Source organism: Micromonospora phaseoli, assembly GCF_900109115.1.
Lineage (GTDB): Bacteria > Actinomycetota > Actinomycetes > Mycobacteriales > Micromonosporaceae > Micromonospora > Micromonospora phaseoli.
Map to the genome: position 1 here is coordinate 1 of NZ_FNYV01000009.1, position 22,281 is coordinate 22,281.

Annotated in this window: 19 protein-coding genes; 10 read left to right on the forward strand and 9 right to left on the reverse strand. The window is 72.6% G+C overall.

The window, feature by feature from the left end; all coding sequences use genetic code 11:
• Positions 1 to 358: 358 nt before the first annotated feature.
• Entirely contained in the window at positions 359 to 1,783 is a 1,425-nt protein-coding gene (gene glnA / locus BMY89_RS21400; protein WP_092381835.1) for a type I glutamate--ammonia ligase, read from the forward strand.
• A gap of 81 nt (positions 1,784 to 1,864) precedes the next feature.
• Here the strand turns inward: glnA (BMY89_RS21400) and BMY89_RS21405 are convergent, their stop codons facing one another.
• Complete coding sequence (locus BMY89_RS21405) at positions 1,865 to 2,146, reverse strand: tyrosine-type recombinase/integrase (protein ID WP_092381836.1); 282 nt, start codon at positions 2,144 to 2,146, stop codon at positions 1,865 to 1,867.
• 158 nt (positions 2,147 to 2,304) lie between these two features.
• Between BMY89_RS21405 and BMY89_RS21410 the strand changes: the two genes are divergently transcribed.
• From BMY89_RS21410 to BMY89_RS21420, 3 genes are all read left to right on the forward strand, one after another.
• A complete protein-coding gene (locus BMY89_RS21410; protein WP_139217989.1) occupies positions 2,305 to 2,640 on the forward strand; it encodes a hypothetical protein in 336 nt (111 codons plus the stop codon).
• 297 nt (positions 2,641 to 2,937) lie between these two features.
• Complete coding sequence (locus tag BMY89_RS21415; protein ID WP_092381838.1) at positions 2,938 to 3,297, forward strand: PadR family transcriptional regulator; 360 nt, start codon at positions 2,938 to 2,940, stop codon at positions 3,295 to 3,297.
• Positions 3,294 to 4,271 (forward strand): serine/threonine-protein kinase, encoded by a 978-nt coding sequence (locus tag BMY89_RS21420; protein ID WP_092381839.1) that lies wholly within the window; start codon positions 3,294 to 3,296, stop codon positions 4,269 to 4,271. The genes BMY89_RS21415 and BMY89_RS21420 overlap by 4 nt, the downstream gene beginning before the upstream one ends.
• 217 nt (positions 4,272 to 4,488) lie before the next feature.
• Here BMY89_RS21420 and mptB (BMY89_RS21425) read toward each other — a convergent pair whose 3' ends face one another.
• The 5 genes from mptB (BMY89_RS21425) to BMY89_RS21445 all read right to left on the reverse strand — a co-directional run bounded on the left by mptB (BMY89_RS21425) (position 4,489) and on the right by BMY89_RS21445 (position 13,221).
• Entirely contained in the window at positions 4,489 to 6,057 is a 1,569-nt protein-coding gene (mptB, locus tag BMY89_RS21425) for a polyprenol phosphomannose-dependent alpha 1,6 mannosyltransferase MptB (protein ID WP_092381840.1), read from the reverse strand.
• A 15-nt stretch (positions 6,058 to 6,072) separates the two neighbouring features.
• The gene (gene mptB / locus BMY89_RS21430) at positions 6,073 to 7,473 is read right to left on the reverse strand and encodes a polyprenol phosphomannose-dependent alpha 1,6 mannosyltransferase MptB (protein ID WP_175510397.1); all 1,401 of its coding nucleotides are present in this window, start codon (positions 7,471 to 7,473) and stop codon (positions 6,073 to 6,075) included.
• A 72-nt stretch (positions 7,474 to 7,545) separates the two neighbouring features.
• Complete coding sequence (locus tag BMY89_RS21435) at positions 7,546 to 9,165, reverse strand: hypothetical protein (protein WP_139217990.1); 1,620 nt, start codon at positions 9,163 to 9,165, stop codon at positions 7,546 to 7,548.
• A 79-nt stretch (positions 9,166 to 9,244) separates the two neighbouring features.
• The gene (locus BMY89_RS21440; protein WP_092381843.1) at positions 9,245 to 12,454 is read right to left on the reverse strand and encodes a bifunctional [glutamine synthetase] adenylyltransferase/[glutamine synthetase]-adenylyl-L-tyrosine phosphorylase; all 3,210 of its coding nucleotides are present in this window, start codon (positions 12,452 to 12,454) and stop codon (positions 9,245 to 9,247) included.
• Entirely contained in the window at positions 12,454 to 13,221 is a 768-nt protein-coding gene (locus tag BMY89_RS21445) for a type 1 glutamine amidotransferase (protein WP_092381844.1), read from the reverse strand. Before BMY89_RS21445 ends, BMY89_RS21440 begins: the two co-directional genes overlap by 1 nt.
• Before the next feature lie 126 nt (positions 13,222 to 13,347).
• Here BMY89_RS21445 and BMY89_RS21450 point away from each other — a divergent pair, with 126 nt between their 5' ends.
• Positions 13,348 to 14,223 (forward strand): S66 peptidase family protein, encoded by an 876-nt coding sequence (locus tag BMY89_RS21450; protein ID WP_092382039.1) that lies wholly within the window; start codon positions 13,348 to 13,350, stop codon positions 14,221 to 14,223.
• 231 nt (positions 14,224 to 14,454) lie between these two features.
• Complete coding sequence (locus BMY89_RS21455) at positions 14,455 to 15,003, forward strand: hypothetical protein (protein WP_092381845.1); 549 nt, start codon at positions 14,455 to 14,457, stop codon at positions 15,001 to 15,003.
• Between the two features lie 201 nt (positions 15,004 to 15,204).
• Here the strand turns inward: BMY89_RS21455 and BMY89_RS21460 are convergent, their stop codons facing one another.
• Positions 15,205 to 15,630, reverse strand: a complete 426-nt coding sequence (locus tag BMY89_RS21460) for a DUF350 domain-containing protein (protein WP_092382040.1) — start codon at positions 15,628 to 15,630, stop codon at positions 15,205 to 15,207.
• 123 nt (positions 15,631 to 15,753) lie between these two features.
• Positions 15,754 to 17,103: a type I glutamate--ammonia ligase gene (glnA, locus tag BMY89_RS21465; protein ID WP_092381846.1), complete on the reverse strand. Its 1,350-nt coding sequence runs from the start codon at positions 17,101 to 17,103 to the stop codon at positions 15,754 to 15,756.
• A 204-nt stretch (positions 17,104 to 17,307) separates the two neighbouring features.
• Here glnA (BMY89_RS21465) and BMY89_RS21470 point away from each other — a divergent pair, with 204 nt between their 5' ends.
• From BMY89_RS21470 to BMY89_RS21485, 4 genes are all read left to right on the forward strand, one after another.
• Entirely contained in the window at positions 17,308 to 19,092 is a 1,785-nt protein-coding gene (locus BMY89_RS21470) for an NAD+ synthase (RefSeq protein WP_092381847.1), read from the forward strand.
• A gap of 116 nt (positions 19,093 to 19,208) precedes the next feature.
• Positions 19,209 to 20,054: a 3-methyl-2-oxobutanoate hydroxymethyltransferase gene (panB, locus tag BMY89_RS21475; RefSeq protein ID WP_092381848.1), complete on the forward strand. Its 846-nt coding sequence runs from the start codon at positions 19,209 to 19,211 to the stop codon at positions 20,052 to 20,054.
• An 81-nt stretch (positions 20,055 to 20,135) separates the two neighbouring features.
• Complete coding sequence (locus tag BMY89_RS21480) at positions 20,136 to 20,915, forward strand: hypothetical protein (protein WP_092382041.1); 780 nt, start codon at positions 20,136 to 20,138, stop codon at positions 20,913 to 20,915.
• A 39-nt stretch (positions 20,916 to 20,954) separates the two neighbouring features.
• Positions 20,955 to 21,464 (forward strand): hypothetical protein, encoded by a 510-nt coding sequence (locus BMY89_RS21485; RefSeq protein ID WP_092381849.1) that lies wholly within the window; start codon positions 20,955 to 20,957, stop codon positions 21,462 to 21,464.
• Between the two features lie 96 nt (positions 21,465 to 21,560).
• Here the strand turns inward: BMY89_RS21485 and npdG are convergent, their stop codons facing one another.
• On the reverse strand, positions 21,561 to 22,259 hold the full coding sequence (gene npdG / locus BMY89_RS21490; RefSeq protein ID WP_092382042.1) for an NADPH-dependent F420 reductase: 699 nt from the start codon (positions 22,257 to 22,259) through the stop codon (positions 21,561 to 21,563).
• Positions 22,260 to 22,281: the final 22 nt, after the last annotated feature.

The following is a 22,281-nucleotide window of genomic DNA, read 5'->3' on the forward strand; positions in this document are numbered from 1 at the left end:
CCCGACCCGCGACACCACCGCTTGCCCCCGACCCGCGACACCACCGCTTGCCCCCGACCCGCGACACCACCGCTTGCCCCCGACCCGCGACACCACCGCTTGGCCCGACCCGCACGGCACTGACCGCCCGCCCCGACGCGCGGCACCCGCCCGGCGTCGAAAAGGACCAATGACACCAAGTGTCACTACACTGGCACCAGCCGGACCAGTTCCTCGGGCTCCGGTGTCCGCACCGGGCGCCGGGGTGACCCACCGCGAGGGACGTAACACGGCAGAAACACTGGAGACATGGCAGGGCAACCCTACGGCCATAGCGTCGCCAGGAGCCTAGCTACCCGTGGACGTGCCAGGAGGACGAGTGTTCGCCAATCCCGAGGAACTCCTGCGTTACCTCAAGAACGAGGACGTGAAGTTCGTCGACGTTCGTTTCTGTGACCTGCCCGGCGTCATGCAGCATTTCAACCTGCCGGTGGAGTCCGTCGACGACAACTTCTTCACCGACGGTCTCGCTTTCGACGGGTCGTCGATCCGCGGCTTCCAGGCGATCCATGAGTCGGACATGCTCCTGCTCCCGGACGTCGCCACCGCATTCATCGACCCCTTCCGCGCGCAGAAGACCCTCGCGCTGAACTTCTTCATCCACGACCCGTTCACTCGCGAGGCGTACTCTCGCGACCCGCGCAATGTGGCGAAGAAGGCCGAGGCGTACCTCGCCGCCAGCGGCATCGCGGACACCGCCTACTTCGGCCCCGAGGCGGAGTTCTACATCTTCGACTCGATCCGCCACGAGACCTCCGCCCACCAGGCCTTCTACTACATCGACTCGATCGAGGGCGCCTGGAACACCGGTCGCGAGGAAGAGGGCGGCAACCGCGGCTACAAGACCGCCTACAAGGGCGGTTACTTCCCGGTGCCGCCGGTCGACCACTACGCCGACCTGCGCGACCAGATCGTCCGCAAGCTGATCGACACCGGCTTCACCGTCGAGCGCTCGCACCACGAGGTCGGCACCGCCGGCCAGGCGGAGATCAACTACAAGTTCTCCACCCTGCTGCACGCGGGTGACCAGCTGCAGCTCTTCAAGTACATCGTCAAGAACACCGCGTGGGCCGCCGGGAAGACCGCGACCTTCATGCCGAAGCCGCTCTTCGGCGACAACGGCTCCGGCATGCACACCCACCAGAGCCTCTGGCTGGGTGGTGAGCCGCTGTTCTACGACGAGACCGGTTACGCCGGCCTCTCCGACACCGCCCGCTGGTACATCGGCGGCCTGCTGCACCACGCCCCGTCGCTGCTGGCCTTCACGAACCCGACGGTCAACTCGTACCGCCGCCTGGTGCCCGGCTACGAGGCGCCGGTCAACCTGGTCTACTCGCAGCGCAACCGCTCCGCCTGCACCCGCATCCCGGTCACCGGCAGCAACGCCAAGGCCAAGCGGGTCGAGTTCCGGGTACCGGACCCGTCGGCCAACGTCTACCTCGCCTTCTCGGCGATGCTGATGGCCGGCCTGGACGGCATCAAGAGCAAGATGGAGCCGCCGGCGCCGATCGACAAGGACCTCTACGACCTCCCGCCGGAGGAGTGGGGCGACGTCAAGCAGGTGCCGGGCTCGCTGCCGGCCGTGCTCGACTCGCTCGAGGCCGACCACGACTACCTGCTCGACGGCGGCGTCTTCACGCCGGACCTGATCTCCACCTGGGTGGACTGGAAGCGGGCCAACGAGGTCGACCCGGTGCGTCTGCGCCCGACCCCGCACGAGTTCGCCATGTACTTCGACTGCTGAAACCGATCAAGGCGCTGAACTGGACCAACAGGATCACCACTGATCTTAATCACTGGCCGGGTACAGCCTGAGGGACGGCGGTCATGCACGGCTCCCAGCCGGCATGACCGCCGTTTCCTGTTGACCTAGCGCGCTGTCGATGAGCAACCGGGTCCGGTCGACCACGTCCGACCAATCGTAGACATACGTGTTGAGCGTGACAGTAGGGGTGCTGTGCCCGGGCGAAAGCTGAACCGTCTTGACCGATGCGCCTGCGTGAATGAGCACCGTCGCGTAGTAGTGCCTCAGCCCATGGATGCCCCATCGAGCCAGAAGGCCGACCGCTTCCCGAGCCGCCGCCCATGACCCACGAATTGCAGGAATTGACCACGAGGGTGGTGGGTTCGGTGCCGGCCTCGGCTTCCTGCGGGCAGCTGCTCTGGGCGCGGCGGAACACCACGCGTTCGCTGACGCGACATCAACGGTCTAAGGCGGGAAACACCCATACCCGGGGCATCGCTTGCTACGGCTACCCTGGCGCCGTGACGGCCATGGACGTGTCTTGGGCAGTGATGATTGCGCTGGTCGCTGGCGGAAGTGTCGCTGTGATCGTGCTCGCCGGTGTTGTTCTAGTCCGCAGCCGACGCACCGAAACTGCCAGGTTGTTCGGTCGAGTGGTGCACCGTCCTCGGCTCTGGGCATCGGCTGCCGTCTGCTGTGGTGCTGCCGGACTTCTGTTCGAGGCGCGGGAGTTCATGCCCCGGAGCTGGCAGGAATCGACCCGGAACCTCATTGGCGTGCTGATGCTGGCCTTTTTTGTCCTGTTCCCTGCCCACCTTGTGAGCCAGTGGAGCGCCCAGCGTCGCCAGCACCGATAGGCCGCAAGCCAGGCCGTGACGCACGCCGACGGACTGCCGGCTCTTCCGCGTTGACGCGCCAAGCGACACGGTTCGGGAACCTGCCTCCGCGGCCGGCGCTACTCGCCCCGGCCCTCGACGACTCTGGGATGCCCCGGACGAGACCGGGGACCTGTAGCACACCGGAGGCCACCAGACCGCATCCCGACCCGACCGCGTCACATGGACCGCCGCGCGGCCCGACCCGCCGGGGCAGCCCGAGTCGAAGTCCGCCGCGCCGGACCCCGGGATACCTTCGCGTCCGTTATATTGTCTGGCGTGGACACGCCGATACGAGAACCCACGTTCCTGATCCTCACCGCGCTCGCCCGCGAGCCGATGCACGGCTACGCGATCATCGGCGAGGTCGCCGCCCTATCCGACGGTCGGCTGTCGCTGCGCCCCGGCACCCTCTACGGCGCGCTGGACCGGCTCACCGACGCCGGTCTGGTCGAACTCGACCGCGAGGAGACCGTCGACGGCCGGCTGCGCCGCTACTACCGCCTCTCTCCCAACGGAGACGCCACGCTCACCGCCGAGACCGAACGGCTGCGACGCAACGTCGAGGCGGCGACCGCCCGGCTACGCGCCCGCTCGGTGCGCCCGCTCGCCCCCCGTACCGTCGAGGGCCTGGCATGACCGCGCTCGAACGCCGCTACCGGCGACTGCTGCGGGCGTACCCGGCCGACTACCGCCGCGACCGGGGCGACGAGATCATCGGGACATACCTGGACCTGGCTGACCCGGCGCGGCGCTGGCCGTCCGCCGCGGACGCCGCCGACCTCGCACGCGGGGGCCTGCGCCAGCGGCTGCGGGCCGCCGGAGCCACCGACCTGATCCCCGGGGTACGCCTCGCCGGGCTGCTCGCACTGACCACCGCCACCTTCCTGGCTGGCTTCTGGACAGTCGTCGAGCAGCAGCCGCCCGCCGAGTGGGGCCTACTACCGGGCTTTGGGCCGTTCGTCTCGGCAGGCGTCGTCGCGTGGTTCGGCTGGCTGGTCGCCGCGCTGCTCGCGGCCGTCACGCCGGGCCGCCCCAGCCGGTCGGCGGTCGCTCTGGCAGTGCTGGCGACCGCTGCGGTGCCGGCGCTGTGCGTGATCGCCGGCTCCCCCCGACCGCCATTGTTGGTGCTGGTGCCGCAGGTCGCCCTCGGCGTGTTGGCGCTGACGGTCGACGACCACCTGCCGTTGCCGATCCGGGCCCTACCGATCACTGCGGCGGTCGCCGGCGGCACGGTCGCGTGGGCGGACGCAAACGCCGCCTACTGGGGCGCGGACCGAGGAAGCATCGAGCAACTCCTGCCGGCGGCCGGCGCGGTGCTACTGGCGGTGGCGGTACTGCTCGCGGTCGGGCTGGCCATCCAGCGGGATGGGCGAGGCAAGTGGGCGGTGGCAGCCCTACTCACCCCCGTCGGCCTGCTCAGCGTGCACATCCTGGCCGGCATGGTGGACGGCCTCAGCGGCGCCACACACCCCACCTACCCGACCCTGGTCGCCACCGCCCTCGTCGTCGGCCTGATCGGGCCGAGCGTACTCCCGGCGGCCGTTGCGCTGCGCCGCCGGACCGACCCCCGTCGAACCAGCCCCTGCCCCACCTGCGGCACACACCGCTGACCAACCCACCCGCCCCGCCGTGCCGGCTCGGCTGGCCCCGCCCGCCCTGTCCGCGCGTCCACGCCGAAACACCCGGCACGGTGCACTGGCTGAGCCGGCCGCCCCTGATCAGTGGCAGTGCACCTGTCCGACACGCCGGGATAGCAACAGCTGGGTTGCCGCCGATCGGCCGTCCACCGGCGCGGGGCGGGTGGTCGTCTCCGGTTCGCGCAACTGCTCAACCAGGAGGAGGGCGACGGAGTATCGGCGGGCGGGGGAGCCGGGGCAGGCCCCAGATCACCACGACGACCACCAGCACCGTCATCGCCACCGCACCGGGCGCCTTCACCAGCCGGGCCAGGTTGGTGCCGTCCGGCAACGCCAGGAAGGCCGCCACCGCACCGGGCACCACGAACCAGGCGGTCCGCGCCGCCGCCACCGCGAGCAGGACCAGCGGCCAGGTCGCGTACCAGGGGTGGAACACCGGAGCCAAGGCAACGGTGAGGGCCAGCGCCAGTCCGGCCCCGAGCAGCGCCAGCCGGGTACGGTCCGACTCCGCGGAGCCGTCCCGGTCGCGCAGCGCCGACCAGGTCCGCCACCACAGCAGCACCAGCAGCCCGGCCAGCAGGAGCAGTCCGACGGCGCGCGCCACCGGCACCGCCCCGGGCTGCCGGCCGACCAGCTCACCGGCGTAGTCGACGACCATGCCGACGGCGGTCGGCGGCGAGGTCCACTGCTCGGTGTCGCCGCTGCGGCCCAGCCCGCCGAGCCAGCCGAGACCGAGACCGGAGAGCAGCGAGCTGGCCACCAGCCCGCTGAGCACCCCGCCGGCGAGCGTGCCGCCGTCGCGCAGCAGCGCCGGTACGGTGAGCCGGCCACCTACCGCCAGCAGCGCCGCGAACGGCAGCACCACCACGGCGGTCGCCTTCACCGACACGGCCAGCCCGAGCAGCACCCCCGCGCCCACCAGCAACCCGACCGCCGTAACCAGCCCACCACGCGCCACCAGCCCATGACGCGCCACGAGCCCATGACGCGCCACGAGCCCGGGCTCGGCTGACCCACCAGGCACCACCAACCCGGGTCCAGTCGAACCGCCGGGCGCCACCGGTCGGCGGACCAGCAGGAGCAGGCCGAGCAGGAGCAGGCCCAGCATCACCGCGTCGTTGTGCGCGCCGGCCACCAGGTGCACACCGACCAGCGGGCAGGCCAGCACCAGCCAGGTGACCCGCCGGGTGGGCATCCCGGCTGCCCGGGCCAGTCCGGGCAGGCAGTACGCCACCAGCAGCAGCCCGGCCACCGCCAGCGCCCGCAGCAACACCACCGTGCCGACCAGGCCACCGCCGAGCAGCACGGCGAGCGCGGCGAGCAGCACGAAGAACGGCCCGTACGGTGCCGGGGTGTCCCGCCAGATCGGCGCGACCGCCTCCGCCCAGGGGCAGCCGGCCGCAGCCACCCCGGTGGCGTACGGGTCGCCGCCGTCCGCGTAGATCCAGCCCTGGCAGGCGTACGAGTAGACGTCTCTGCTGCCCAGCGGAGCGGTGAACAGCAGCGGCAGTGTCCACAACCCGGCGGTGACGTACGCCCACCGGGCCGACGGGGCGCCGTCGCGCAGCGACCACCAGGCGGCCACCATGGCGGCGGTGCCGAGCAGCCACAGCGCCACGGTCAGCGGGCCGTCCCCGGAGTGCCAGACCCGGGTGGTGGTGGCGCCGGGCAGCGCGCCGCCGAGGTACCCGGCGACCGCCAGCAGCAGCGCGCCGGCCAGGCCGCCGTATCGGGCGAGGCGGACGCCGGGGACGGTCACCGGCGGACTTCTCCTCTACTCGACGGGAACCGGGCGGCGGGCCGCCCGCGCCGACCGTACCAAGCGAACGGCCACCACGATCACCAACAGCGTCATCAGTGGCGCACCGACCGTCTTGGTGTACCGGGCCAACCCGGTTCCGTCGGCCAGCACCAGGAACGAGGAGGCCACCGTCACCACGCTGAACCACCAGGTGCGCTGTGCGGTGGCGGCGAGCAGGGCCAGCGGCCAGAACCAGTACCAGGGGTGGAACAGCGGGGCGAGCGCGACCGTCGCGGTCAGCGCCAGCGCGGCATGCCAGAGCGGGTCGCGGGTACGCGCCCGGAACCACAGCCACACCAGCAGCGCCGCCAACACCACCACGGCGATGCCCCGGGTCACCGGCAGCGCGTCGATGTGCAGGCCGAACGGCAGCACCAGGTAGCCGACGGTCTGCCCGACGGCGGTGGGCGGCGACGTCCAGGCGACCACGTCGTTGCCGTGCGACAGCCCGGTGATCCAGCCGAAGTCCAGGCCGGCGGCGAACGTCACGCCGAGCAGCGTGGCGACCGCCCCACCGACCACCGGCGTACCGTCGCGCAGCAGCGCGCGCACCGAGAACCCGCCGGCGATCGCGGCCAGCGCCGCGAACGGCACCACCACCAGCACGGTCACCTTGATCCCGGCGGCCATGCCGAGCACCACCCCGCCGGCCAGCAGCGGCCAGGGTCGGCCCGGTCGGCTGACCACCACGGCCAGCCCGGCCACCATCAGCCCGATCATCAACGCGTCGTTGTGCACGCCGGAGATCAGGTGCACGCCCACCAGTGGGCTGGCCAGGGCCAGCCAGAGCGCCCGGCCGACCGGTACGCCGCTGCGGCGGGCCAGCACCGGCAGGCAGACCGCTGTCAGCACCACGCCGGCCACCGCGAACACCCGGAACAGCGCGATGCTGCCGAGCAGCGAACCGGTCGCGGCGACCACCGCGCCGGAGAGCACCACGAACAGCGGACCGTACGGGGCCGGGGTGTCCCGCCAGATGTACGACATGCTGTCCAGCCAGGGGCAGGGCAACGTGGAGACCCCGTACTCGTAGGGGCTGATGCCGGCCGAGAAGCTCGCCCCCTGGCAGGCGTACGCGTAGGCGTCCCGGCTGCCCAGCGGCGGGGTGAACAGGAACGGCAGAATCCACAGCCCGGCGGTGACCAGGGCCCACCGGGCCGAGGGCACCCGGTCGCGCAGCACCCACCAGGCGACAGCCATGGCGGCGGTGCCGAACAGCCACAATCCGATGATCAGCGGCCCGTTCGGGCCCAGCCAGATCTTGACCGGATTGGGCCGCAGGTCTCCGTCGGGCATGGCACCGCCGAGGAACGCGGCCACGGCGAGCATGACCGAGCCGGCCAGCCCGGTCCAGCGTACGAGGTGATGGGACACCCCGACATGCTGCCAGTACCGTGATCGCGGTACGGAGGTGGGCATGCGCGCCGGACCAGGCCGACACAGGGCCTAGCAGTGGCCGGACGGTCTCAGGCTGCTGGTGAGCTGGAAGATGCCCGGTGTCCGGGCCGCAACGGTGACCCATTCGTCCGAGCCGGGGCGCAGGCACCCGTCACCCTCGGCCAGCGACAGCCAGCGGGACCAGCGGACACGGACGAGGACGTCGGTCGGTGCGTCGACCGTGAAGCGCACGCCCGCGTCGTCCGATCGGACCAGCCGGGCGGGTCGGGAGACCAGTGGTTCCGAGTCGAGCACCTCGTAGAGGCGCCACTGCCCGGGTCGACCGACCTCCCGCAGGTACGGCTGGCCCGCCAGCACGAGCGTCGCCTCGTCCCTGGCGTACCGGTCGAGTGCCGCGTCCGGAGCGACGGCGACGTAGCTGACGGCGTTGTGGTGCAGCCATTCGCCGTACCGTTGGGCATCGAGTCCGTCGCCGTAGAACAGGGCGTTACGTTCCGCGTCAGCCTGGCGCTCCCAGCCACGGGCCAGCGGTACGACCTCCGCCACGTACCCGCTCTCCCAGTGGTCACGCAGCGGCACCACTTCGACCCGCCCCACCGGTGCCCGCCGGTCGAGCTCCGCCAACAGCGGCCGGTAGAAGGCGACGTGCACCGGCGCCGATCCACGGCGGGCAATGTCGTTGGTCATCACCGGGGACTGCCACCAGAAGAGCACAACGAGCAGCGCGGCGAGCCACCGCCGACGCAGCGTGACGTACGCCGCGAGGACCGGCAGGGCGAAGAGCATCGGCAGGCGCAGGGCGTTCGATCCGATCGGGCTGGGCAGGTGGTAGGCCGCGACCAGCAGCAGCGCGGTGAGCGCGGCGCCGATCCGCAGCGCCCGGACCGGTACGAGCGCGAGCACCACCACGGCGAGGGCAAGGTTGATCCGTAACGACTCCGCGCTGAACGGCTGCCGGCCGCCGTTGCCGAAGAGCACCGCCATCGGGGCCACCGTCACCAGCGGCGCCAGGCAGAGGACCAGGCCAGCGGTTCCGGGCCGCCGGTCCCGCCAGATGTCGAGGACCAGCAGAGCCCCTCCGGCGAGGCCGGTGAAGAGGCCGGCGACCGGGCTGGCGGCCGTCGCGAGTACCGCCGCCACGCCGGCCACCGAGAGCCACAGCCCGCGCGGACCTCGGGGCGCGGCCACCGCGCAGAGCGCGAGCAGTGCCCACATCAGCCCGACGGCGAAGGTGATTCGGCCGCTGGCCAGGTTCCCGACGAGGACGACCGCGCCCAGCACACCACCGAGCAGCGGCCGGCGGGCACCCGTGACCGTCAGCAGCCACGCCAGCGCCACGGCGGCGACGACTGCCGCCACCGCACCGACCGTACGCACCCCGAGGTGCGCGCCGAGCGTCTGCGTGTAGAGGCTGTATCCGAACTGGTTGACCCCGCCGTACCAGGAGAAATCCAGCGGGGCGAGGCCGTTGCGGTCGGCGAAGCCCGCGCGAGCGACCTGCGCGGAGAGGTCGGTCCCCATCGGCGGGGCCAGCAGGAACGCGACGGCCAGCAGCAGCGACACCACCAAGGCGGCGAGCACGGCGTGGACCCGTCCTGGTGGCACAGCGCCCGGCGCAGGCCCGCCGCCGCGCCGGTCCGGTGCGGCAGCGTGGGTCGATGTCGGCATCGGGCAGTCGTACCACGGGTGGCCCGGGTGTTAAGAAGGGGCCCCTGCTCTACCCCAGGCGTTAACAGGGGGCCCCTCCTTACATCTCCAGGACGCGTTCGGTGGCGGCGCGGGAGCGGCGGCCGGTGCGCAGGTACTCGTCGAGGAACTCGCCCGGGTCGTCGCGGCCGAGCAGCCGGACCACCCCGGCCAACTCCACGCCGTGCCGGGGCAGTTGGTCGCCGGCGCGGCCACGGACCAGCATCAGCGCGTTGCGGACCTGCGCGGCGAGCGTCCAGCCGGCGGCCATCGCCTCGGCGTCCGCCGGGTCCACCAGGCCCGCGTCGCGGGCGGCGGCGAGCGCGTCGACGGTACGCGTGCCGCGCAGCGCCGGGTACGCCCCCGCGTGCCGCAGTTGCAGCAGCTGCACCGCCCATTCGACGTCGGCCAGGCCGCCGCGCCCCAACTTGGTGTGGGTGGCCGGGTCGGCGCCGCGGGGCAGCCGCTCGGTCTCCACCCGCACCTTGATCCGGCGGATCTCGATGATCTGTTCCCGGGTCAGCCCGTCGGCCGGGTACCGGACCGGGTCGACCATCTGCTCGAACCGGGTACCCAGGTCGGTGTCGCCGCAGACACACCGGGCCCGCAGCAGCGCCTGCGCCTCCCACACCCGCGACCAGCGGGCGTAGTACTGCTGGTACGCGGCGAGGCTGCGGACCAGCGGCCCCTGCCGGCCCTCGGGACGCAGGTCGGCGTCGACGCCCAGCGGCGGATCGGGGGCGGGCATGCCGAGCAGCCGGCGCAGCTCCTCGGCCACGGTGTGGGCGGCGGCACTGGCCTCGCTCTCGCTGACGCCCGCCGGCGGGTCGTAGACGAAGAGCACGTCGGCGTCGGAGAGGTAGTTGGACTCGTACCCACCGAGGCGGCCCACCCCGATGACCGCGAACTTCAGTCCGGGCATGGCCGGCGCGGCCGTCCGGGCGGTTCGCAGCGCGGCGGCGAGGGTCGCGTCGGTGACCGCGGAGAGCGCGGTGCCGACCGCCGTGATGTCGGCCAGGCCGAGCGTCGGTCTCGCGCCGTCCGGGCGCGACGGGGCGAGCGACCCGGCGCGGCTGAGCACGTCGGTGCAGGCGAGGCGGAGCAGTTCGCGGCGGCGCAGCGCGCGCACGGCACGGATCGCCTCGACCGGGTCGGTGTGCCGGGCAGCGGCGGCGGCGAACCCGTCGCAGAGCACCTCGCGCGGTCGTGGACTCAGCTCGCTCTCCTCGGCCAGCAGGCGCAGCGCCTCCGGTTCCCGGGTCAGCAGGTCCGCGACATACCGGGAGGAGGAGAGCACCCGGGCCAGCCGGCGGGCCACCGGCCCGGAGTCGCGCAGCAGCCGCAGGTACCAGGGGGTGCTGCCGAGGGAGTCGGAGACCTGGCGGTAGCTGAGCAGACCCCGGTCGGGCTCGGGTGCGTCGGCGAACTCGCTGAGCAGGACCGGCAGCAGGGTGCGCTGGATGGCGGCCGTGCGGCTCACCCCGCCGGTGAGGGCCTGCAGGTGACGCAGCGCGCCGGCGGGGTCGGCGAAGCCGAGGATCTCCAGGCGGTTGCGGGCCGCCTGCGGGGTCAGCCGCAGGCCGTCGGCGGGTACCCGGGCCACCGACTCCAGCAGCGGCCGGTAGAGCAGTTTGGCGTGCAGCCGGCGTACCTCGGTGGCGTGGGTGACCCACTCGGCGCGGAACTCCTCGACGGCGCTGCGCCCGGGGGTGGCGGTGTAGCCGAGGGAGGTCGCCAGCCAGCGCAGCGCCCCCGGCTCGGTCGGCACGGTGTGGGTACGCCGCAGGCCCTGTAGTTGCAGGCGGTGCTCGACGCTGCGCAGGAAGCGGTACCCGCGCAGCAGCGCCTCCCCGTCGGCCCGACCGACGTAGCCGCCGGTGACCAGCGCCCGCAGGGCGGGGATGGTGCCGGGGGCCCGCAGCGCCTCGTCGCCCCGGCCGTGCACCAGTTGCAGCAGCTGTACCGCGAACTCGATGTCGCGCAGGCCACCGGGGCCGCGCTTGATCTCGCGTTCCAGCTCCTTGGACGGGATGTTGTCGATGATTTTCCGGCGCATCGCCCGGACGTCCTCGACCGCCTCCGGGCGCTCGGCGGCCTGCCAGAGCAGCGGCGCCAGCGCGTCGATCCACTCCTGGCCGAGCGCCAGGTCACCGGCGGCCGGGCGGGCCTTGAGCAGTGCCTGGAACTCCCAGGTACGCGCCCATCGCCGGTAGTACGCCAGGTGGCTGGCCAGGGTCCGCACCAACGGTCCCCGGTTGCCCTCGGGTCGCAGCGCCGCGTCGACCGGCCAGGCGACCAGCCCACAGATGTGGATCAGCCGGGTGGCCACCGTGGTGGCGGTGGTCAGGTCGTCGTCCTCGGCCGCCACGAAGATCACATCCACGTCGGAGACGTAGTTGAGTTCGCCGCCGCCGCACTTGCCCATCGCGACCACGGCCAGCCGGGGCTCCCGGGTGCCCTCGGGCAGCTCGGCGAGCGCGATCGCGTACGCCGCGCACAGGGTGGCGTCGGCCAGCGCGGAGAGCGCGGCCATGGTCTGCTCCAGGCCGCGACCGCCGGTCAGGTCGGCCGCGACGATCCGCAGCAGCGCCAGGCGGTACGCCCGACGCAGCACCGCGACCGGGTTGCCGTCGCCGGTCGCGTCCAGGTGGCCGTCGGCGGCAGGGGCCAGCCCGTCGCGCTCGGTACGCAGCACCGACCACTGTTCGGGGTTGGCGACGAGGTGGTCGCCCAGCGCCGACGACGCGCCGAGCACGGCGATCAGCCGGCGGCGCAGCCCCGGGTCGTCGTACAGGGCGGCGAGCACCGCCGAGCCCGCACCGATGCCGCCGGTGAGGCCACCGTCCGCCGAAGCGTCCGGGTCACCGCCGGCCGAAGCGCTCGCGCCGCCGGCCGACGCGTCCACGCCGCCGGCCGACGCGTCCGTGCCGCCCGCGCCGGTTGCCGTGGCGCGACCGGGTCCGGCGCCCCGCTGCCGCACCGCACCGCTCGCACCGACCGCGCTGGCGATGCGGTTCGGCCGTGCTGCCGCGCGTTGCTCGGCCTCGACCAGGCGGTGCAGTTGGCGTAGGGCCAGATCCGGGTCGGCGGCCCGGGACAGCGCGGTGAGCAGCTCCTGGGCCCGCTCGCCGGTGGGTTCCTGCTGCTGCGGTCGCCACAGGTCGAGCCCGTCCGGCCCGAGCAGGTCGGCGGCCCGGGCGACCGCGTCGTCGTCGACGACGCCGAGGCCGTAGCGGGCGAGCCGGCCGGTGGCCCTGGTCGGCCGGCCCATCAGTGCCCGAGCAGCGGCAGGCTGCGCCGCGCCCCGCCGTCGTCCAGCTCGCCGAGGGCCAGCGCGGCGAACCGCGCGGCGAACGGCTGCCAGACCTCCTCGACGTCGGCCATCACCGCGTTGGACGCGGAGATCACCAGCTGCGGGTCGTAGCCCAGCTCGGCCAGCAACGCCGAGTCGGTCGCCCACTCGGCGATCATCGCGGTGTCGCACTCGATGTGGAACTGCAGCCCCCAGGCCCGGTCGCCGAGGCGGAACGCCTGGTGCGGGTAGCGGGTGGAGGCGGCCAGCAGGGTGGCACCGACGGGCAGCTCGGTGATCTCGTCGGTGTGCCACTGGAGCACGTCGGGGATCAGCGGGACGTACCGGAAGAGCGGGTCGGTCTCGGCCGCGTCGCGTTTGCCGACGACGGCGGGGCCGACCTCCGGACCGGACGGGCTGAGCGCCACCGTGCCGGCGTGGGCGGTGGCGAGCAGCTGCGCGCCGAGACAGACGCCCAGGGTCGGCACCCGGTACCGGACGGCCTTGCGGAGCAGCCCCTCCACGGCCGGGAACCAGGTCGTCCCCGGCGCCCCGTCGGGCTGCGGATAGGCGTGCTGGTCGCCGCCGAGCACCACCAGGGCGGCGTACCCGTCGAGGTCGGCGGGGAGCGCGTCACCCGCGTGCGGACGGACCAACGACAGCTCCAGCCCGGCCTCGGTAAGCCACTCCCCCAGCCGGCGCGGGTCGTCGGTCGGGTCGTTCTCGATCACCAACGCGGTTGCCACGCCGTCGAGGCTATCCGGTCTCGCCGACGGGGGCGGCGCGCGGGACTAGGCTCTGCCGCTGTGTCCGTACCCACCGCACCCGACGACGTCCTACGCCCACCGGCGCTGCGCCCCGGCGACACGGTGATGCTGGTGTCGCCCTCCGGGCCGACCCGGCCGGAGCGGGTCGCGCGGGGAGTCGAGCTGCTCACCGGCTGGGGGCTGCGGCCGGTGCTGGCGCCCCACGCGTACGCCCGGCAGGGCTACCTGGCCGGCTCGGACGCGCTGCGGGCAGCCGACCTGAACACCGCCTTCGGTGATCCGCAGGTGCGCGGGGTGATCTGCACCCGCGGCGGCTACGGCGCGCAGCGGGTGGTGGACGCGATCGACATGGACCTGGTCCGCCGCGATCCCAAGGTGGTGGCCGGCTTCTCCGACATCACCGCCCTGCAGCTGGCGCTCTGGCGAGGTGCCCGGCTGGCCGGCGTGCACGGTCCCGGTGCGGCCTGGCGGGACGAGCGCACGCCGCTGACCTCGGCGGAGTCCCTGCACGCGGCGCTGACCACCACCGAGCCGGTGGCCGTCCGCGCCGTCGAGGGCGAAGAGACTTTCGGCGTACGCACACCGGGCCGTGCGGTCGGTCGCCTGCTGGGTGGCAACCTCTGCCTGGTGGTGGCCTCGGTGGGTACCCCGGACATGCCCGACCTGACCGGGGCGGTGCTGCTGCTGGAGGACGTGCAGGAGCCGCCGTACAAGGTCGACCGGATGCTCACCCAACTACGCCGGGCGGGTGCGCTGGACGGGCTGGCCGGGGTGGCGGTGGGCCAGTTCACCGACTGCTCCGACGGCTGGGACATCGGCGTCGCCGACGTGCTCGCCGAGCGCCTCGGCGACCTGGGCGTGCCGGTGCTGGGCGGTCTGCCGATCGGCCACGGCCCCGGCCAGCTCAGTGTCCCGGTCGGCACCGTGGCCACCCTCGACGCCGACGCCGGCCTGTTGACGGTCTCCCCCGCCGTCCGCTGACCCGTCCGGCCGCGAACGGGACCGCCGGCCGCGAACGGGACCGCCGGCCGCGAACGGGACCGCCGGCCGTGGACGGGACCGCCCGCCGTCTGCCCGACTTCGCCGAAAGTGCGTATTCGTCCGGATCGAGGGCGGGATTGCCAGCCCGCTGACAGCTTCGCCACGGTCCGCCCTCAGCCGGGATGGTCACTGTCGGTGACGTCATCGCATCATCGACGAGTTGGAGGACCGATGTCCCGCACCATTTCGAAGAAGCATCTGCTGGCCGGGCTGGCCGCCGCGGGCGTGCTCGGCGTGGGGATCGCCGCTCCCACCGTGGCGCTCGCCGACGACAAGACCACCCCGAGCGCCAGCGCGAGCGCCGAGGAGCAGCAGGGCGGCAGGGCCGACGGCGAGCGGCCGGGTCGCGGCGCGGAGTTCGCCGAGGCGCTGGCCGAGGAGTTGGGCGTACCGACCGACAAGGTCACCGAGGCGCTGGCGAAGCTGCGCGAGCGGCACCAGCCGCAGGGCCGGACGGACGGCGAGCGCCACCCGGGATTCATGGGGCACGGCGACGGTACCGCCGAGGGCCGTAAGGGCGGAGAGGGCGAGCGCCGGACCGCGCCGTCGGTCGAGGAGCGCACGGAGGCGCTGGCCGAGCGGCTCGCGCAGGCGGTCGAGGACGGCAAGCTGACCCAGGAACAGGCCGACGCCATCACCGCCGCCGTCGAGGCCGGTGTCCTCGGCGGCTGGGGTGGTCCGGGCGTTCGTGGCGGCGAGGGTCAGTCCGCCGGCAGCTGACCCCAGGCCCGGGCTGGCGTGCTGCGCCACCTGACAGGCGGCCCCGCTCCACTCCTGCGGGGCCGCCTACCGGCCGATCTCAGACCCGGTCACGACATGCGGCGAATCGCGGTTTCCGGGGCGCGAGAAAGCCCGACGTGCGGCAACCTGCGACCGGCGGCGGCGCGGCCCCACGTCGGCGTACCCGGAACGCCCCTGGCGTCAGGCGATGCAGGCGCAGACGATAAGCGCGGCACCGAAATGGCTGGCGGCACTGACCCAGGCCACCGGGTGCGGCTCCTCGGAGCAGACGACCTCACCGAGCTTGCCCGGGGTGATCAGGTCCAGCACGAAGAAGGCCAGCGCCATGATGCCCAGGCCGATCAGCCCGAAGATCACCGTCGAGGCCAGGCCCTTGGCGAAGTCGCTGTAGCTGGTCAGGATCGCGGTGAACACGATACCGGCGACGCCGAGCTGGTTGGCGGCGAGCAACAGGCCGGCGTTGGCGTTGCGGCGTACCCAGATCAGGTCCCGCAGTTTTCCCGGGGTGAGCAGGTCGACCAGCACGAAGCCGGCCGCCATCAGGCCGACCCCGACAACCCCGAACACCACGCTCTGCCAGGCTCCGCTGAGCAGATCCTCCAGCACCGACTGCCTCCCGAGGAGTCTCCGGCCGGCGGGCGCCGGCACGGTGATCGAGACGATAGCGGCACCGTGCAACGCGCGGCAGCCCGGCGGCGGGTCCGCGAACACGGACCCGCAGACCGGCGGCTACAGCGACAGATAGCGCTGGCGCTCGTACGGGGTGACCTCGCGGCGGTACTGCTCCCATTCGGCGCGCTTGTTGCGCAGGAAGAAGTCGAAGACGTGCTCGCCGAGCACCTCGGCGACCAACTCCGAGCCGGCCATCACGTCGATGGCCTCGGCGAGGTTCTCCGGCAGCGGCTCGTACCCCATCGCCCGCCGCTCGGCGCTGGTCAGCGCCCACACGTCGTCCTCGGCGCCCGGCGGCAGCTCGTACCCCTCCTCGATGCCCTTCATCCCGGCGCCGAGCAGCACCGCGAACGCCAGGTAAGGATTGGCCGCCGAGTCGGGCGAGCGGACCTCCACCCGGGCCGAGTTCGGCTTGCCGTACGCCGGGACGCGGACCAGCGCGGAGCGGTTCAGGTGACCCCAGCAGACGTACGCCGGGCTCTCCGTGACCCGGTCCGGCAGCGCCTGCGGGAAGAGCCGCTTGTACGAGTTGACCCACTGGTTGGTGACCGCGGTGTACTCCCGCGCATGGGTCAGCAGGCCGGCGATGAATGCCCGGGCCACCTTGGAGAGCTTCATCGGGTCGCTGGCGTCGTGGAACGCGTTGCGTTCCCCCTCGAACAGCGACAGGTGGGTGTGCATCCCGCTGCCCGGCTGGTCGGTGAAGGGCTTGGGCATGAAGGCGGCCTGCACCCCGGTGGAGAGCGCCACCTCCTTGACCACGTGCCGGAAGGTCATGATGTTGTCGGCGGTGGTGAGCGCGTCGGCGTAGCGCAGGTCGATCTCCTGCTGGCCGGGGGCGACCTCGTGGTGGCTGTACTCGACCGAGATGCCGATCCGCTCCAGCGCGAGCACCGCCTGGCGGCGGAAGTCGCGGGCCACCGCGTGGGTGGTGTGCTCGAAGTAGCCGCCGGTGTCCACCGGCACCGGCACCGAGCCGTCCGCCGGCCCGTTCTCCAGCAGGAAGAACTCGATCTCGGGGTGGGTGTAGAAGGTGAAGCCCTTCTCGGCCGCCCGGGACAGCGCCCGGCGCAGCACGTGCCGGGGATCGGCCCAGGATGGGCTGCCGTCGGGGAGCAGGATGTCGCAGAACATCCGGGCGCTCTCACCGCTGACCCCGCCCTCGAAGGGGAAGACCTGGAAGGTGGTCGGATCGGGCATGGCGACCATGTCCGACTCGAAGACCCGGGCGAAGCCCTCGATCGCCGAGCCGTCGAAGCCGATGCCCTCCTCGAAGGCCGCCTCCAGCTCGGCAGGAGCGACGGAGACGCTCTTGAGCGTGCCGAGCACATCGGTGAACCACAACCGGACGAAGCGGATGTCCCGCTCTTCCAGCGTACGGAGGACGAACTCCTGCTGACGGTCCACTGCCCCAACCTTCCGCGACACTCTTGTCCGCCTTCGACCGGGCTTCACCCGACCTGACCGACCAGTCTCCACCGACCCGATTACGCAGACGTTAACCGAACCGGCGCCGTCGCGTCCCGTCCAGTCCCGACCGTCGGTCGCGTCCCGGCCGGCCGCTGTCCACGCCCACGTGTCGACCCCGCGCGGCTGGGGCAAGATGAGGGCATGCCCAACCTGCGTCTCGCCCTGTGCCAGGTCAACCCCGCCGTGGGCGACCTCACCGGTAACGCCCGCCTCGTGCGTACCTGGACCCGCCGGGCCGCCGGCTCCGGCGCCCAGTTGGTCCTGTTCCCGGAGATGATGCTGACCGGCTACCCGGTGGAGGACCTGGTCTTCCGGCGGTCCTTCGTCGCCGCGTCGAAGGCGGCGCTCGAACAGCTCGCCCGCGACCTCGCCGCCGACGGGTTGGGCGAGCTGCCGGTCGTGGTCGGTTACCTGGACGCCGACGGCCCCCCGCAGGTCAGCGCGGACGCCGAGCCGGGCCGGGGGGCGCGTAACGCCGCCGCGCTGCTGCACCGGGGTGAGATCGTCGCCACCTACTTCAAGCACCACCTGCCCAACTACGGCGTCTTCGACGAGGACCGCTACTTCGTGCCCGGGGACATGCTCACCGTGGTCCGCCTCGGCGGCGTGGACGTGGCGCTGACCATCTGCGAGGACCTGTGGCAGGCCGGCGGCCCGTTCGCCGCCGCCCGGCAGGCCGGCGTGGGGCTGGTGGTCAACATCAACGGCTCGCCGTACGAGCTGAACAAGGACGACCTGCGCCTGCCGGTGGTGCGCCGACGGGCCGCCGAGGCCGGGGCCACCATCGCGTACGTCAACATGATCGGCGGGCAGGACGAACTGGTCTTCGAGGGCGACTCGATGATCGTCGCGGCGGACGGGACGCTGCTGGCCCGGGCACCCCAGTTCGTCGAGCACCTGCTCGTCCACGACGTGGACCTACCCGCCGGGCCGGACCGTACAGGCGTCACGGTGGACGCGGCGGAGCTTGCCGAAGGGTTGCGGGTGGTGCGCCGGGCCGTCGAGGGCGCACTGCCGGCACCGACCGGCCCGACGTCGGCCGGCCCGGTGGCGACCGGCGGAATCATCGAGCCGGTCGCCGACGAGGCCGAGGTGTGGCAGGCGCTGGTGCTCGGGCTGCGCGACTACGTCGACAAGAACCGGTTCCCGTCGGTGGTGCTCGGACTCTCCGGCGGCATCGACTCGGCGGTGGTCGCGGCCATCGCGGTGGACGCGCTCGGTGGCGACCGGGTGGTCGGGGTCTCTCTGCCCAGCCAGCACTCCTCCGAGCACAGCCGGGAGGACGCCGCCGACCTGGCCAAGCGCACCGGCCTGGACTACCGGATCGAGCCGATCCAGCCGATGGTCGACACCTTCCTGGCGAACATGTCGCTGTCCGGGGTGGCGGTGGAGAACCTCCAGGCCCGGGTACGCGGCGTCATCCTGATGGCCCTGTCGAACCAGGAGGGTCACCTGGTGCTGACCACCGGCAACAAGAGCGAGCTGGCGGTCGGCTACTCCACCCTGTACGGCGACTCGGTCGGCGGCTTCAACCCGATCAAGGACGTGTGGAAGACGCTGGTCTGGCGGCTCGCCAAGTGGCGTAACGCCGAAGCGGAGCGGCTGGGCGGGACGCCACCGATCCCGGAGAACTCGATCGGCAAGCCGCCGAGCGCGGAGCTGAGCCCGGGGCAGCTCGACAGCGACTCGCTGCCCGACTACGACGTGCTCGACCCGATCCTGATCGGTTACATCGACGGCGACCTCGGCCGCGAGGGTCTGGTCACCTCCGGCCACGACCCGGCCGTGGTGGACAAGGTGCTGCGGATGGTGGATACCGCCGAGTACAAGCGCCGCCAGTCCGCGCCGGGCACGAAGATCTCGATGAAGGCATTCGGACGGGACCGGCGGCTGCCGATCACCAACCGGTGGCGCGAGGACGGCTGACCCACCTCCGGCGGAGTGACATCCTCCACTGCGCCCTGCCGCCAGCGGGGCCGACGGTGCGACGATCGCGGCGGAACCCGGGGACCGCGTACGCGGCCTCGAGGAAGGAGAAAACCATGGTGGATTCCACTCCGGCCGAGGTGACCGCCCTCTACGGCGGACCCGCCACCCGCCGGATCCGCACCCGCGACCTGCTCGCCGCCAAGGAGCGCGGCGAGAAGTGGTCGATGCTCACCTCGTACGACCAGTACACGGCCTCGGTCTTCGACTCCGCCGGCATCCCGGTGCTGCTGGTGGGCGACTCGGCGGCGAACAACGTGTTCGGCTACGAGACGACCCTGCCGGTGACCGCCGAGGAGCTGCTGCCGCTGGTGCGGGCGGTCGTCCGCGCCACCCGGCAGGCGCTGGTCGTCGGCGATCTGCCGTTCGGCTCGTACGAGGAGGGTCCGACGCAGGCGCTGCGCACCGCCGTCCGGTTCATGAAGGAGAGCGGCTGTCACGCGGTGAAGCTGGAGGGCGGCCGACGCTTCGCCGCGCAGATCGAGGCGATCGTCGGCGCCGGCATTCCGGTGATGGCGCATGTCGGGTTCACCCCGCAGCGTGAGCACACCATCGGCGGCTACCGGGTGCAGGGCCGCGGCGAGACCGCCGACGAGGTGCTGGATGACGCCCGGGCGGTCGCCGAGGCCGGCGCCTTCGCGGTGGTGCTCGAAATGGTGCCCGGCGACGTCGCCAAGCGGGTCACCGCCGAGCTGCCCATCCCGACGGTGGGCATCGGCGCCGGCCCGGAGACCGACGCCCAGGTGCTGGTCTGGCAGGACATGGCAGGTCTGCGTACCGGCAGGGCGCCGCGCTTCGTGAAGCGCTACGCCGATCTCGCCGAGGTGCTCGGCGAGGCGACCCGCCGCTTCGCCGACGAGGTCCGCGGCGGCGAGTTCCCCGCCGCCGAACACACCTTCTGAGCCCCACCTGGTACCCGCCGCTGGCCATACCCGGTGGCGGGTACCAGGTGTCGACTGGACAGGCGCTGAGACGATGTGATCATGAGCGTGGGCACGCCGACCGTACGTGCTGGACGGAGCTGGCGCTGGTGGGACGCGCTACGGCTCGGCCTCGTCGCGCTGTGGCTGGCCGCGGCCGGGACGGCCTGGTGGACGGCCCCCCGGACGCAGAGCTATGACCAGGCGAGGGCGGATCTGGCCGCCGGCCGGGTGGTGGCGTACCAGTGGGGTGATCACTGGGACGCCGACCGACGGCCGCCGTGGTTCGACACGTCCGATCTGCAGTCGTCCGGCACCCTCGGTCCACTTTTCGGGTGGCGCACCACCGACGGCCGGGTGTGGTGGACCGACACCGAACACTTCGGGGAGGTCACGACCACGGGCGCCGTCGACGAGAGCAGCTACACCGGGCCAGGCGCGGTCGGCCTGGCCCAGCACCTGCGGGCTGCTGATCTGGAGGACCGCAGCGGCAGTCTCCAACCACTCGGACCCGTTGTCAGTGGAACCGGACTCGCCGCCGCCGTGATCATCCTCGGTGTCGTGGTTGGCGGGCCGGCTCCCGTCCTGGGCACGCGGTGGTTCTGGTTCTGGCTGGTCTGCCTCGTGCCGCTCGGGCTCGGGCTGTTGTGGTGGCTGGCCCGGGAGCACCCGTGGTCGCGTGCCGCGAGCCCGCCCGCCACACCTGCCGGCCCGCGGGCGCCGGACCGTGGCCCCCTCGGTTTCGCCCTCGGCCTCCTCGCGACACTCCTGATCAGCCTCCTGGTTCTGGCGCTTGGTCAGATCCTCGGTGACCAGTGGGTGCCGCGCATGGACGCCGGGTAGGACAGCGAGATTCCGGACGAGCCACTAGGGTCCCCACTCGTGAATCGAGTTCGTACTTCTTTTCTCGCATTGACCTGCGCCGCACTGCTCGCGGTGACCGCCTGCAGCGGCGAGGACGGCACCGCCGAATCGTCGCCGTCGGCCGCCGCGCCCACCGCCAGCGCGGCTTCCCCCTCCCCGGCCACCTCGTCGCCGTCGACGGCCACGGCGGCGGACGTGGTGGGCGACAAGAAGCTCTGCGAGTCGGCGAAGGAGGCCAGCAAGGAGATGAGGGACGCCCTCGTCGAGGCCATCCAGGCCGGCGACGAACCGTCGCCGGCCCTGTTCAAGGAGGTCTTTGCCGGGCTGGAGGAGAAATTGGTGACGCTGGCCGCCACCGGCACCGGCGACAGCAAGGTCGTCGCCGCTCTCGGCAAGTTCAGCACCGAGGCCGGGCGGGCGGCGGCAGCCGCCGACCCGGCCACGGCCGCCGACAACCCGGCCTTCGAGAAGGCCGGCGCGGACCTCACCGCCGCGTGCAAGAAGGCCGGCGTCAGCGTCACCTTCTGACCCCGTCTTCTCCCGACCGTCTGCGGCCCGCCGGTATACCGGCGGGCCGCACCCACACCGTCCGGGCCGCGAGACGGCCGGGTGGGTCAGGAAAACTCAGACGTCGGTGACGCGGATCCCGGCGTGCGCCTTGTAGCGCTTGTTGATGGCGATCAGGTTGGCGGTGAACGCCTCGATCTGGTGGGCGTTGCGCAGCCGCCCGGCGTAGATGCCACGCATGCCCGGGATGCGGGCGGCGAGCGCGCCGACGATGCCGACCAGCTCCCGCTCCTCGGTGCAGATAAGTACGTCCAGCTCGATCCGGTCGATCTCGGGGTCGGCCAGCAGTGGAGCGCTGACGTGGTTGAACGCCGCGCAGACCCGCGAGTCGGGCAGCAGCGCGGCGGCCTGCTGGACGGCGCTGCCCTCGGCCACCGGCAAGGCGTACGGGCCCTGCTTGTCGAAGCCCAGCGGATTGACGCAGTCGACGACGATCTTGCCCGCGAGCGGTTCGGCGAGGGCGCCGACGGTGGCGGCGTGCCCGTCCCAGGGCACCGCGATGATCACCACGTCGCTGCGGCGGGCCACCTCGTCGTTGTCGGCTCCGGTGACGCTGCCGGCCGCGGAGACCCCGGGCAGCGCGGCGATCTCCGCTGCCGACTCGGCCGCCCGCTGCGCGGACCGGGAGCCGATCAGCACCGGGTGACCGGCCCGGGCGAACCGGTAGGCCAGCCCTCTGCCCTGGTCTCCGGTGCCACCGATGATGCCGACGGTGAGCCCGGACACGTCGGGCAGGTCGCTCGCGTCGTATGCCATGGTCGTCATCCTCCCAAATCCA